General features: G+C 67.7%; 14 protein-coding genes. 9 read left to right on the plus strand and 5 right to left on the minus strand.

The annotated features are described in order from the left end of the window. Positions 1-6 precede the first annotated feature (6 nt). Positions 7-1,680: a phospholipase C gene (locus DID99_RS01200; protein WP_124665887.1), complete on the minus strand. Its 1,674-nt coding sequence runs from the start codon at positions 1,678-1,680 to the stop codon at positions 7-9. A gap of 344 nt (positions 1,681-2,024) precedes the next feature. Between DID99_RS01200 and DID99_RS01210 the strand changes: the two genes are divergently transcribed. Then, complete coding sequence (locus tag DID99_RS01210; RefSeq protein ID WP_124665888.1) at positions 2,025-2,936, plus strand: EamA family transporter; 912 nt, start codon at positions 2,025-2,027, stop codon at positions 2,934-2,936. A 48-nt stretch (positions 2,937-2,984) separates the two neighbouring features. On the opposite strand, the gene DID99_RS01215 is transcribed toward DID99_RS01210, so the two are convergent. Then, positions 2,985-3,458: an Lrp/AsnC family transcriptional regulator gene (locus tag DID99_RS01215; protein WP_044843065.1), complete on the minus strand. Its 474-nt coding sequence runs from the start codon at positions 3,456-3,458 to the stop codon at positions 2,985-2,987. A gap of 318 nt (positions 3,459-3,776) precedes the next feature. Between DID99_RS01215 and DID99_RS01220 the strand changes: the two genes are divergently transcribed. From DID99_RS01220 to DID99_RS01245, 6 genes are all read left to right on the plus strand, one after another. Continuing rightward, on the plus strand, positions 3,777-5,162 hold the full coding sequence (locus tag DID99_RS01220) for an amino acid permease (protein WP_124484873.1): 1,386 nt from the start codon (positions 3,777-3,779) through the stop codon (positions 5,160-5,162). Between the two features lie 45 nt (positions 5,163-5,207). Continuing rightward, a complete protein-coding gene (locus DID99_RS01225) occupies positions 5,208-6,410 on the plus strand; it encodes an amino acid aminotransferase (protein ID WP_124484872.1) in 1,203 nt (400 codons plus the stop codon). Positions 6,411-6,541: 131 nt separating this feature from the next. After that, positions 6,542-6,940 carry a DUF488 domain-containing protein gene (locus tag DID99_RS01230; RefSeq protein ID WP_124484871.1) on the plus strand — a complete coding sequence of 133 codons (399 nt, stop codon included), beginning with the start codon at positions 6,542-6,544 and terminating at the stop codon, positions 6,938-6,940. 103 nt (positions 6,941-7,043) lie between these two features. Beyond that, positions 7,044-7,334 carry a DUF1488 domain-containing protein gene (locus tag DID99_RS01235; protein ID WP_044843069.1) on the plus strand — a complete coding sequence of 97 codons (291 nt, stop codon included), beginning with the start codon at positions 7,044-7,046 and terminating at the stop codon, positions 7,332-7,334. A 16-nt stretch (positions 7,335-7,350) separates the two neighbouring features. Further along, positions 7,351-7,590: a UDP-glucose 4-epimerase gene (locus tag DID99_RS01240; protein WP_124519488.1), complete on the plus strand. Its 240-nt coding sequence runs from the start codon at positions 7,351-7,353 to the stop codon at positions 7,588-7,590. A gap of 169 nt (positions 7,591-7,759) precedes the next feature. Continuing rightward, complete coding sequence (locus DID99_RS01245; RefSeq protein ID WP_124665889.1) at positions 7,760-8,113, plus strand: metal ABC transporter ATPase; 354 nt, start codon at positions 7,760-7,762, stop codon at positions 8,111-8,113. 20 nt (positions 8,114-8,133) lie between these two features. On the opposite strand, the gene DID99_RS01250 is transcribed toward DID99_RS01245, so the two are convergent. The 3 genes from DID99_RS01250 to lhpI all read right to left on the minus strand — a co-directional run bounded on the left by DID99_RS01250 (position 8,134) and on the right by lhpI (position 10,458). Then, complete coding sequence (locus tag DID99_RS01250) at positions 8,134-8,913, minus strand: helix-turn-helix domain-containing protein (protein ID WP_044843072.1); 780 nt, start codon at positions 8,911-8,913, stop codon at positions 8,134-8,136. A gap of 17 nt (positions 8,914-8,930) precedes the next feature. Further along, positions 8,931-9,338, minus strand: coding sequence for a response regulator transcription factor (locus tag DID99_RS01255; RefSeq protein ID WP_124665890.1), 408 nt, complete (start codon positions 9,336-9,338; stop codon positions 8,931-8,933). Between the two features lie 184 nt (positions 9,339-9,522). After that, positions 9,523-10,458 carry a bifunctional Delta(1)-pyrroline-2-carboxylate/Delta(1)-piperideine-2-carboxylate reductase gene (gene lhpI, locus DID99_RS01260; protein WP_124665891.1) on the minus strand — a complete coding sequence of 312 codons (936 nt, stop codon included), beginning with the start codon at positions 10,456-10,458 and terminating at the stop codon, positions 9,523-9,525. Between the two features lie 262 nt (positions 10,459-10,720). Here lhpI and DID99_RS01265 point away from each other — a divergent pair, with 262 nt between their 5' ends. Continuing rightward, the gene (locus DID99_RS01265; RefSeq protein WP_044843075.1) at positions 10,721-11,458 is read left to right on the plus strand and encodes a FadR/GntR family transcriptional regulator; all 738 of its coding nucleotides are present in this window, start codon (positions 10,721-10,723) and stop codon (positions 11,456-11,458) included. Between the two features lie 121 nt (positions 11,459-11,579). After that, a complete protein-coding gene (locus DID99_RS01270) occupies positions 11,580-12,701 on the plus strand; it encodes a branched-chain amino acid ABC transporter substrate-binding protein (protein ID WP_124665892.1) in 1,122 nt (373 codons plus the stop codon). The last annotated feature ends 54 nt before the right edge of the window (positions 12,702-12,755 follow it).

The raw sequence follows: 12,755 nt of genomic DNA on the forward strand, positions 1-12,755 counted from the left end.
TGCCGGTCAGATCGACGGCGCCGCGCTCAGCACGGTGCCTTGCGCCGGATCGAGATACAGCGGCGCCGTGTTCGGCTTCGACGAGAAGTCGAACAGCCCGCGCAGGTCGCCGGCCGTCGCATCGAACGAACCGCCGCCGATGCGCTGGCCGCCGAGCCAGTTGTCCTCGATGAAGCGCACGACGGACGCCTGGTCGATCAACGTGTGGTCGACGTAGTTCTGCTTCGCGTACGGCGAGATCACGACCAGCGGAATGCGCACACCCGGGCCGCAGCGGCCGTTCACCGTGCCGCCGTTCACGCCGGTGGTGCCGCCCGAGCCGCACTTGCCGTTGCCGTTCACCTGGTCGACCGCGTCGGACGACGCACGGGTCGGTGCCGTGTACGCGTGGTCGTACCAGCCGTCCGAGTCGTCATAGGTGACGATCACGGCCGTGTTCTGCCAGTCCGGCTGCTGCTGCAGGAAGTTGACGACCTTCGTCACGAACGCCTGCTCGTCGAGCGGATCCGAGTAGCCCGCGTGCGCATCCTGCGCGGCCGGTGCCTTCAGGAAGCTGACCGACGGGACGTTGCCGGCCTTCACGGCCGCGAAGAAGTCGTCGGTGTCGTACTGGTGGTTCGCCGGTTCGGCCGTCTTGCCGTCGGCTTCGAGGCTCGAGCCGATCGCCGCGACCGCGCTCGGGCGCGTGTGCTGCGGGTTCGCGGTCGACGCGTAGTACTGGAACCAGTTGTGGTGCGGGATGTAGTCGGTCGTCGCGGCGTTCACGGCGGTGGCGACCGTGCTGCGGCTGCAGCCGGTCGTGCCGTTGCTGTTGGTCGTCGACAGGTTGAAGCCGCCCATGAAGCCGCCCCACGTGATCTTCGCGCCGTTCAGCAGGTCGCCGATGTTCTTGCCGCTCATCATCGCCTGGTCGGTCGTGCTCGAGCACACGTCGAAGCCCGGGTCGACGTCGTTGATCATCGTGAAGCCGCCCTGGCCGTCGTTGATGTAGTACGAGGTGGCGGCGAGCGTCGACGGCTGCTTCGACGTCTTGACGATCTGCATCCCGTTGGTTTGGCCCGACACGACGTTCAGCGCGCCCGGCGTCGACGGGCCGTAGACCGTCGTGTACGCGTTGTCGCTCATCGCGAAGCGCTGCGCGTAGTTCCACAGCGCGGTCACCGTGTTGCCGTCGAAGTAGCCCATCACCTGGCCCTTCGTGCCGAACGCGCCGGCGCCGCCGGACGAACCCTTGCCGGTGTACTTCGGGAACAGGTCGGCGAGGCCGTTGTCCTCGGCCTGCTGCTCGGCCGTGTACGCGTGGTTCTGGTCGGCGGTCGCGGCCTGCGTGCGGTCGAGGCGGAACGGGTTCGCGGCGTCGGTGCCGTTGGCCGTGTTCGTGAAGTTCGGGTTCGCGGTGAGCAGCGTGCCCGTCAGCCCGTTGATCGCCGGCGTGCCGGGCTTCGCGTTGAAGGCCGGTTCGCCGGACGGGTTCGACGCGTTCGGGTAGGTACCGAAGTAGTGGTCGAACGACACGTTTTCGCCGTAGATCACGACGACGTGCTTGATCGGCGTGGCGGTCTGCAGCGCGTCCTGCGACGACACGGCGGGCGTCGACGTGGGATCGTCGCTGCCGCCGCAGGCGAACAGCGCAAGCGCCGCGGCTGCGCAGGCGGTGACGAGCAAGGCTTGACGGAACATCGGGAAACTCCAGGTAGGCTTTCGACGGTGAAGATCGGCCCCGTCGCCGTGTCGGTCCGGCGCGGAACGCGATAAAGCACCGGCATTGAAGCAGTTCGGTATGAAGATATGGGGGCGGACCGGTTTCGCGACGGTTGCGCCGCGGTATCGATTCCATTACGGCGCGACGCGGCGCGAAAGAAAGCGGAAAGGGGCCACGCGGATGCAACCTGGGCGACACAGTGGGCGGTGGGCACGGTCACGGCCGCGCATGCCGCGCGGGGCGGGCGGCAGCGCGCGGCGGGCCGGTTCGCGGGGTGCCGGGCCGCGTTCTTTTTTTGACAATCGTGTGACGCATTCATACGATGGTTGGCCCGCGGCGACGATTTCGCGTTGCCGGCCGTCAGCGAGTACTCAACGTGCCGATTCCCGTTCTGTTTGCCGTCCTGTGCGCCGCCTTCCTGCATGCGTCGTGGAATGCGCTCGTGCGCAGCAGCGGCGACCGGTTGCGCTCGGCCACGGTGCTGCAGATCGCGATCGGGCTGTTCGCGCTGCTGTTCCTGCCGGCCGCCGCGCCGATCACGCCCGCGAGCTGGGCCTGCGTCGTCGCATCGGCGGTGCTCCACGTCGTCTATACGCTGCTGCTGGTGCGCGCTTACGAGCACGGCGACCTGAGCGTCGCGTATCCGGTCGCACGCGGCACCGCGCCGCTGCTCGTCACGCTGGGCGCCGCGGCGTTCGCGGGCGAGCGCCTGAACGCGGGTGCCCAATGCGGGCTCTTGCTGATCTGCGCCGGCATCATCGCGATCGGGCTGGAGCGCGGACGCGGCGCGCGGCATCGGATGACGCAGGTGCTGCCGACTGCGTTCGCCACCGGCGTATCGATCGCCGCGTACAGCGTGGTCGACGGGATCGGCGTGCGGGAAAGCGGCAGCACGGTCGGCTATACGGCGTGGATGTTCGTGCTGACCGGCTTGCTGATGGCCGCGTACTACCGGCTGCGGGCGGGGCCGCTGCGGCTCGCGCAGGATGTCGGTGAAACGGCGAAGGCCGCATGCGGCGGCGTGTGCGCGGCGCTCGCATACGGGATCGTGATCTGGGCGATGGAGCGTGCGCCGATGGGGCCGGTATCGGCGCTGCGCGAAACGAGCGTGGTGTTCGCGGCGCTGATCGCGCGCGTCTACCTCGGCGAGCGGCTGACGCCGCGTCGCGCCGGCGGGTGTCTGGTGATTGCGTGCGGCGCGTTGCTGATCAGCGCGTTCGAGGCGGTGCGCTGAGCGCGGCTGCCGAACCGGGCATCGCCCCGCCGTTCGCGTGGCGCCGCATCAGCCTTCCACCGGCATCGCACTCGTGCACTTGATCTCGTCAAGGCACACGCTCGAATGCACGCCGCTCACGCCGGGAATCCGCATCAGCGTTTCGAGCAGGAACGTGGACAGCCCCTTCAGGTCGCGCGCGACGACCTTCAGCACGTAGTCGATATCGCCCGTCACCGAGAAACACTCCTGGATCTGCGCGAGATCCGACACGAGTTTCTGGAACTTCGACAGGTCGCGGATATGCCCGCGCTCCATCGTCACGTGCACGAACGCGGTGACACCGAACCCGAGCGTGTCGGGGCACAGACGGGTTTCGTAACGGCGGATCGCGCCGATCTCCTCCAGCCGGCGATGGCGTCGCAGCGTCTGCGCGGGCGACAGGCCGACGGCCTTCGCCAGGTCGAGGTTCGACGCACGGCCGTTCTCCTGCAGCACCGACAGCAAATGGCGATCGATGCGATCGAGAACCGGTTCAGGCATTTTTGTTTCCTCATCTGTCTCCCGGGCGCAATCTTATCTCATAATGTAGGGTTTGCATGAGCCGGTTACGCAACCCGATTTCGCTGTCGCGACGCTAAACTGACGCCGGATTTTCGTGTGCGCCTGCAGCAAGGCGGCGAGAGCGACGGTCGGTGGCCGGTCTGGTGGGCCTGCCGACAGGAATCGGGGGTCGCCACGCGAAGATTGCAGTCCCCAACCCGGCGGCTCCACGAACGGCCGCCGGCACAGCAAAACAGCGCCCGGCACACCGAGGCGCGCCGCACCGCTTCCGGCGGAGGCGGGCAAAATGGAGAAGACATGGTTTCTGGAAACGAGAAGGACGGCCTGAAGCGGGGGCTGAAGAACCGGCACATCCAGCTGATCGCGCTCGGCGGCGCGCTCGGCACGGGGTTGTTCCTCGGCATCGCGCAGACGATCAAGATGGCCGGCCCGTCCGTGCTGCTCGGCTACGCGGTGGCCGGCGTCGTCGCGTTCTTCATCATGCGCCAGCTCGGCGAGATGGTGGTCGACGAGCCGGTCGCCGGCTCGTTCAGCTATTTCGCCGACAAGTACGTCGGCCACTTCACCGGCTTCCTGTCCGGCTGGAACTACTGGGTGCTGTACATCCTCGTCAGCATGGCCGAGCTGTCGGCCGTCGGGATCTACGTGCAGTACTGGTGGCCCGGCGTGCCGACCTGGGTGTCGGCGCTGGTGTTCTTCGTCGCGATCAACCTGCTGAACCTGGCGAGCGTGAAGTCGTACGGCGAGACGGAATTCTGGTTCTCGATCATCAAGGTCGCCGCGATCGTCGGGATGATCGGCTTCGGCGGCTGGCTGCTCGCGAGCGGCCATGCGGGGCCGGAAGCGAGCGTCGCGAACCTGTGGCAGCACGGCGGCTTCTTCCCGAACGGCGTGTCGGGGCTCGTGATGTCGATGGCGGCGATCATGTTCTCGTTCGGCGGGCTGGAGCTGATCGGCATCACCGCGGCCGAGGCCGACGATCCGAAGCACAGCATTCCGCGCGCGACCAACCAGGTGATCTACCGGATCCTGATTTTCTACATCGGCGCGCTCGCCGTGCTGCTGTCGCTGTATCCGTGGGAGAAGGTCGTCACCGGCGGCAGCCCGTTCGTGCTGATCTTCCACGCGCTGAGCAGCAACCTGGTCGCGAACGTGCTGAACGTGGTCGTGCTGACGGCCGCGCTGTCGGTCTACAACAGCGGCGTGTACAGCAACAGCCGGATGCTGTTCGGCCTCGCGAAGCAGGGCAACGCGCCGAAGGTGCTGTGCTCGGTGAACAAGCGCGGCATTCCGCTCGCCGCGCTCGGCGCGTCGGCGCTCGCCACCGGCGCGTGCGTGCTGGTCAACTACTTCATGCCGGGCAAGGCGTTCGAGGTGCTGATGGGCCTCGTCGTGTCGGCGCTGATCATCAACTGGGCGATGATCACGCTGATCCACCTGAAGTTCCGCCAGGCCAAGCGCATCGCCGGAGAGCAGACTTCGTTCCGCAGTCTGGGCTATCCTTTCACGAATTACCTGTGCCTGGCGTTCATGGCCGGCATTCTCGTCGTGATGTACCTGACGCCGGATCTCCGCCTGTCGGTGTACCTGATTCCCGTATGGCTCGCGGTGCTCGCGGTCGGGTATCGCTTCCGTCAGAAGAATGCGGACTATGTGATGCGCGACGGCGCGTCCGCGCGCTGACACGGGCATCTCCCGACCATTCTTCCAAACGAGACCGACATAGCCATGTTCGAACACATCGACGCGTACCCGGGCGATCCGATCCTGACGCTCAACGAGAACTTCCAGAAAGATCCGCGCGATCAGAAGGTCAACCTGAGCATCGGCATCTATTTCGATGCCGAAGGCCGGATTCCCGTGATGGGGGCCGTGCGCGAAGCCGAAACCGCGCTGCAGCGCGACCTCGGCCCGAAGCCTTACCTGCCGATGGTCGGCCTCGCCGCGTATCGCGACGCCGTGCAGGCGCTGGTGTTCGGCGCCGATCATCCGGCGCGTGCGGCCGGCCGCATCGCGACCGTGCAGACGCTGGGCGGCTCGGGCGCGCTGAAAGTGGGCGCCGATTTCCTGAAGCGCTACTTCCCGGACGCGCAGGTGTGGCTCAGCGACCCGAGCTGGGAAAACCACCGCTTCATCTTCGAGCGCGCGGGCTTCACGGTGAACACGTACCCGTACTACGACGAAGCGACGGGCGGCCTGAAGTTCGACGCGATGCTCGCGGCGATCGACGCGCTGCCGGCGCGCAGCATCGTATTGCTGCACGCGTGCTGCCATAACCCGACCGGCGTCGATCTCGACGAAGGCCAGTGGGAGAAGCTGATCGACGTGATCGAGGCGCGCGGGCTGCTGCCGTTCGTCGACATGGCGTACCAGGGCTTCGGCGCGGGCCTCGACGCGGACGCGTTCGCCGTGCGCGAACTGGCCCGCCGCGGCGTGCCGGCACTCGTCGCGAACTCGTTCTCGAAGAACTTCTCGCTGTATGGCGAGCGCGTCGGCGGCCTGAGCGTCGTCTGCGACGATGCAGCCGCGGCCGAGCGCGTGCTGGGCCAGCTGGCCGGCGCGGTGCGCTCGAACTACAGCAACCCGCAAACCTACGGCGCGAAGGTCGTCGCGACCGTGCTGAACACGCCCGCGCTGCGCAAGCAGTGGGAAGAGGAACTCGCCGCGATGTGCCGCCGGATCGCGCGGATGCGCCAGTCGATCCACGACGGCCTGCGCGACTACGTCAGCGGCGAAGCCCTCACGCGCTACGTGAAGCAGCGCGGGATGTTCACGTACACGGGCCTGACCGAATCGCAGGTCGATGCGCTGCGCGAAGTGCACGGCGTGTACATCCTGCGTTCGGGCCGCATGTGCGTCGCGGGGCTGAACGATTCGAACGTCGGCATCGTCGCGGATGCGATCGGCAAGGTGCTGAAGAGCGGCGTCTGACCGGTGCGCCCCCGGGCGCCCGATCGCATCGCATGAACCGGCTGTCTCCCTCGCGGAGGCAGCCGGTTTTTTCTTGCGCGGCGGCGGCGCGGCGGTACGATGGCGGATCGAACGCAAGACGAAGGAGCGGCATGGCAATTCGAATCGTACGGCTCGGCACGCCGCGCGCGGCCGGCGAGGGCCTGAGGATCGGCACGGTGCGGCGGCCGCCGCGCGGGGTACCCAAGGCGGAATTCGCATCGCGCAACTACTATGATGTGTGGCTGCCGACGCTGTCGCCGAGCCCCGAGCTGGTCGCGCAGGCGCAGGCTGCCGAAACCGATGCCGAATGGCGTGCGTTCACGCGCCACTTCCGCGCGGAAATGGCGCACGGCGACGCACCGAAGGTGCTGGACCTGCTCGCCGCGCTGTCGGCGACGAGCGCGTTCTCGATCGGCTGCTACTGCGAGGACGAGCGCCGCTGCCATCGCAGCGTGCTGCGCGAACTGCTGGCGGAGCGCGGCGCGGCGATCGACGCGGAAGCGGGCTGAGCGCCCGTCGGGCGTTGCTTCGTGCGGCGCAGCGAACCGGTTGACGTGGGTCAAGCGTGCGGTGCCGCGGGCCGCTATGCTCATGTCATGAATTGCCCCGACGATGACAGGCGGACAGATGCAGATTGCCTTTCCACCCGAACCGCCCGAATATTGCGCGCGCGATCTGGTCGTCGCGTTTTCGGCGCTGGTCGACGGCCGCTGCGTGCAGTGCGCGATCACGGCCGAAGCACTGGAAGACCATTTCGGTGCGCCGTCGCTGCTGGAACGGGATTTGCTGGATGCGTTCGATGCGCACCGGTCGGCGATCGAGGCCAAGGCACGACAAATGCTCGACGAAATCGGCGGCCGGCCGGTGTTGCTGCACAGTGGTCACTTCCGGATGGACGGCTGATTCCGCAGGAGGACGCATGACACTGCAAGGCACGATTCATGAACGCGACTGGTCGGTCGAGATCGAGACGCGACAGTGCGAATCCGGCGAGTTCCGCTGCCGTGTGTCGGTCGAGCACGGCACCGGGCCGGCGCGCTTTCACCACACGTTCGAGCACAGTCATGCGTATCCCACGGAGCACGAGGCCGCGATCGAAGGGTTGCGGGCCGGGATGACGTGGATCGAAATGAAGGCGTCGCAGACGTTCAGCATGTGAACCGCCTCGCGCCGACGGCGCGCGGAGGCGATGCTGCCACGGCAGTGATCGCCGCATCCGTCGTCGCGCCGCGCGACATGCGTGCGGGCGGATTCCGCGGCGGGCAGGGCAGGGAAACATGGGGCAGGCAATCCGGTCGACGAGCGGCGACCGCGTCAGGAGGAACGACATGGGCGTGGGCATGCAGATCGTCTGCGTCGGATTCGCGGGTTCCGCCGCGCTCGAAGGCGAGGCGGGGGCGCAGCTGGTGCGGCTCGAACGATTCCGCGCGCGGCTCGACGATTGCCTGCTGGCGATCGAGTCGCGCACGACCGGCGACGGCGGCCGGACCTACGACGTGCGCCTCGAACTGCTCATGCATGATCGCGCGCCGGCGGTGCTGCCGGGCAGCAGCGGCGACGACGTGAACGAGACGATCCGGCGCGTGTTCGCGCAAGCCGAACAGGCGCTGTCCGCCTGGCAGGCCGGCGAACCCGAAGCGGTCGCGCGGCATGCGGCCACGACGGGCGCGGCCGCGCAATGACGCCGGCCGCGCGTCGGGCGTCAGACCTGCGCGAGCGCCTGCGCGTCGAGGATCCGCACGCGCTTGCCGCGCGTTTCGACGAGCGAATCCCGATGGAACCGCGAGAACATCCGGCTGACGGTCTCGAGCTTCATGCCGAGATAGCAGCCGATTTCCTCGCGCGTCATCCGCAGGTTGAATTCCGATGCCGAATAGCCGCGCGCCTCGAATCGCGCCGACAGGTTCAGCAGGAACTGCGCGACGCGCTGCTCGGCCGACATCGTGCCGAGCAGCAGCATCTGGCTCGATTCACGGACGATCTCGCTGCTCAGCATCTGGTAGAGGAAATGCTGCATCGGCTTCATCTCGCGGCACGCCGCCTCGAGCGCGCCGAACGGGATGATGCACACGACGCTGTCCTCGAGCGCGATCGCGTCGCAGCAGTGCTGGCCGCTGCCGATGCCGTCCATGCCGAGCGTTTCACCGGCGATCTGGAAGCCGGTCACGTGCTCGCGGCCGTCGCGATGCATCATCACCGTCTTGAACGAGCCCGCACGGACTGCATAGATGCTGTGGAACGGGTCGTCGATGCGGAACAGCGCGTCGCCCTGGCGAACCTGCCGGGTCGAGCAGATGATCGCGTCGAGGCGGCCGTACTCGTCCGCAGTCAGGTCGGGCGGCAGGCACATCGAGCGCATCGCGCAGCCCGAGCAGCGCGCGGCCGGGGTTTTGACGGCGTCGGTGCGTGCGACCGCACGAAGTGGAGTCGTTGGCCGAGGCGCGACGGGCGGGGCGGTGGCGCAGGCAGTGGCGGTAGACATGAGTCACTCCGGCTCGATCAGGGGTGGTGCGCGCGAGCGTGCACCAGGGATTCGATGACGCGGCATGCGGCGTCGAATTCGGCGGTCTTGTCGAAGAAATAATCGGCGCCGGCCGCCGCGCATGCCTCTCTGAATGCCGCCGCCGAGTGGTTCGTCAGCACGATCGTGACGACGCGCGGCGTGGCCTTCGACAGCATCCCGATCAGGTCGAGACCGCTGCCGTCCGCGAGCCGCAGGTCGACGATCACGACGTCCGCGTGGCTGCTGCGGATGTGCAACCACGCGTCCTGGCCGTCTTCCGCTTCGCCGACGACCGCGACGCCGCGGATCGCGCCGACGAGCAGCGCGATCCGTTGCCGGACGGCGATGGCGTGATCGACGAGAAACACCCTGAGCGCGACGGCGGGTGACAGGCTGGCATTCATGCCGGCAGTATCGTGTTGCGCCGCCAAAAATGAAATCGGCCGAACTGGAAGTTTGTGTAGGCCGCTTCGACGTGTTGTAGGGCGATTCCTACAACGCGTACGGGAAGGCGGCGGCGCCGCCCGAGCCGCGCTGGCTGGCGTGCGTGGTGCGGTCGGCGGGTTGCCGGTCGCCGCCGCCGTCGAGTCAGCCGTGCCGGCGCGCGGCCAGCGCGTCGCGTGCCGTGCGGCACGCGGCCAGATCCCATGCGGCGCAGCCGACGGTCTTGAACAGCAACGGGCCGCCGCGCGCGAAGGCGCCGCGCAGCACGTCGGCGAGCGACGCGACCTGCTGCCAGTCGACCTGCGCGACGATCAGGTCGCCGGCCTCGTGGCGCGCGCCGGCCGGATCGTCGACGACGAGCCGGCTGTGGCGCACGGTATCGGCGTCGATCTCGGCGACATCCGCGGTGAACGCGCCGACCCCGACCACGAGGCGGCCTTCGCGTGCTGCTTCGCGATAGACGGGGGTGCGGCTCGTCGTCAGCGTGACGACGACATCGATCGCATCGGGAATCGCATCGCCGTCGAGCGGCGCGAGCTGCGGCGCCTGCGCGCGGTGCGCGGCGCAGAACGCGGCCGCGCTGTCGGCGCGCGAGCCGCGCACGTGCAGGCGCGCGTCCGGAAAGATCGCCGAGAGCGCTTCCGCGTGATTGGCCGCCTGCTTGCCGGTGCCGATCAGCAGGATGTCACGCGGCGCGGCGCCGTGCAGCGCCTGGATGCCCAGCGCGGTAACGGCCGCCGTGCGGCGCCCGGTGACCGTCGGGCCGTCGAGCACGAAGCGCAGCTCGCCGGTCGTCGCATCGTATGCGCTCACCTGCCCGAGGATCGTCGGCAGCCCGCGCGCGCCGTTGCCGGGGCACACGTTCACGAGCTTGTGGCTCGCGAGGTCGCGCGCGCTCGACGGCATCGACAGCATCACGCCGCCGGCCTGCAGCGGCACGACCAGGCGTTCGGGACTGACGATCTCGCCCGCCGCGTATTCGGCGACGGTGTGCCTGAGCGTCGTGAGCAGCGCGGGGTAGTCGAGCAGCGCGGCCGTTTCGGCGGCGTCGAAAGAGGGAATCCGGGAGAGGGCGGTCATCGTGTCGGTCGGTTGGGGCGGTGGGCGTGGGTGACGGGCGCATCGCGCGCTCGCCACGGAGGCGGCCGGCTGTCGCGGTGGCAGGCGGTCTGGATCAAATCTATACCAGTTTCCGGCCACCCGGCAAGCCGGAAAAGCCAGCGGACGACCGATTTTGGTTCTAATATCCGTCCAGATGGGCGTCGCGCGCACCGGCGCCGGTACCGCTCCGGTATAGTGCGACGCATTCCCGATCCCCCACCCGACCGGGCAGGAGCCCCAGATGATGTCCGCACGTCCCGAATCGCTCGAAGCCGGTTTCCGGCCGCTGCAGATCTACGAACAGGTCGCCGAAAGGATTCGCGACGAGATTCGCGCGGGGCGCTACGCGGCCGATTCCAGGCTGCCGTCGGAGCGCGAACTCGCGGCGCTGTTCCAGGTTGGCCGGCCGGCCGTGCGCGAGGCGCTGGGCGCGTTGCAGAACGAAGGGCTCGTGTTCACGAAGCGCAATTCGGGCACCTACGTCGTGCCGGCGCCGCTCGACGTACTCGCGCAGCGCGGCGACCCGCAAGGCGCGCCCGATGCCGACTTCAGCCCGACGTCGACGCTCGACGTGCGGCTCATCCTCGAGCCCGCGATCGCGCGCCTCGCGGCCGCGCACGGTCGCGCCGATCCTGTCGCCGAAGGCTATCTCGCACAGATGGAAACCGTCTCCGACATCGACGATCCGCAGCAGCGCGCGCTGTGGAACGAGAGCGACCGGCTGTTCCACCGGCAGCTCGCGCTGATGACCGGCGACGCGCTGATCGTGAAGATCGCGGACGAAGTCGCGAAGACGATGGACCAGCCGCTGTGGAAGCGGCTGAAGGACGACGGCATCTACGACGCGGGCCGGATCCGGCTCTACGTGTCCGAGCACCGGCTGATCTACGAGGCGATCGTGTCCGGCGACGCCGATGCGGCCGCGTTCTATGTCGAGCAGCACATTCTTCGCGTGCGTCGCGACATCACGCCGAAGTAATGCGCGTCACCTCGCTCTGGTCTAAAAAATGACCAGAATCGCAAAAATCTTTTTGAAATTGCTTGCATGGTGACCACATGTGTCCTACATTGGTTTCACACAAAACCAATCAGGAGACTCCATGCGACACTTCGTTACCGCGCTCTCGGTGGCCGTTGCCGCCGGCGCGCTGAGCGCCGCGCACGCGCAGGAAGTCGTGATGATCGGCCATTCCGCGCCGCTCACCGGCCCGCAGGCCGCGAACGGCAAGGACAATGAAAACGGCGCGCGCCTCGCCGTCGACGAGCTCAACAAGGCGGGCGTGAAGGTGGCCGGCAAGACGGTCACGTTCAAGCTGGTGTCGGACGACGACCAGGCCGACCCGAAAGCGGGCGTGCAGGTCGCGCAGAACCTGGTCGACAAGGGCGTGGTCGCGGTGCTCGGGCCGTACAACTCGGGCGTCGCCATCCCGGCATCGCGTGTGTACAGCAACGCAGGCGTCCCGATGCTGCCGGTCGCGTCGAACCCGGCACTCACGCGGCAGGGCTTCAAGAACATCTTCCGGATCGGCGCGAGCGACGAACAGCTCGGCGGCACGATGGCGACCTTCGCCGCGAAGACGCTGAACGCGAAAACCGCCGCGGTCATCGACGATCGCACCGCGTACGGGCAGGGCGTCGCCGAGCAGTTCATGAACGTCGCGAAGGCGAACGGAATCAAGATCGTCGACCAGGAGTACACGAACTCGTCGGCCACCGATTTCCTCGGCATTCTCACCAAGATCAAGGCCAGCAATCCCGACGTGATCTTCCTCGGCGGCTATGCGGCGCAGGGCGCGCCGATGGCGAAGCAGATGAAGCAGCGCGGCTTGCGCGCGAAGCTGCTCGGCGGCGACGGCATCTGCTCGGCCGACATGGGCAAGGTCGCGGGCGAGGCCGCGTCGATCGTCTATTGCGCGCAGGGCGGCGTCGCGCTCGAGAAGACGCCGGCCGGCCGCGAATTCCTGAAGAAGTACCACGACACCTATCACACGGATACGCAGGTCTACGGCGTCAACTACTACGACGGCATGAAGCTGCTCGCCGACGCGATGGTCAAGGCCGGCACGACCACCGACAAGGCGAAGCTGCTCGCGCAGCTGGCGAAGTCGAACTATGCGGGCGTCGCGGGCACCTATTCGTTCGACGAACACGGCGACCTGAAGGGCGCGCCGACCAGCGTCTACGTGATCCGCAACGGGCTGCCCGAACCGTACGCGAAGTAAAACCGTTACCGGAACGACGGCGCCGGTGCGCCGTCGTTCGTCTTCACGCATTCG

The sequence above is a fragment of the Burkholderia sp. Bp8986 genome, from assembly GCF_003854225.1.
Taxonomy (GTDB): domain Bacteria; phylum Pseudomonadota; class Gammaproteobacteria; order Burkholderiales; family Burkholderiaceae; genus Burkholderia.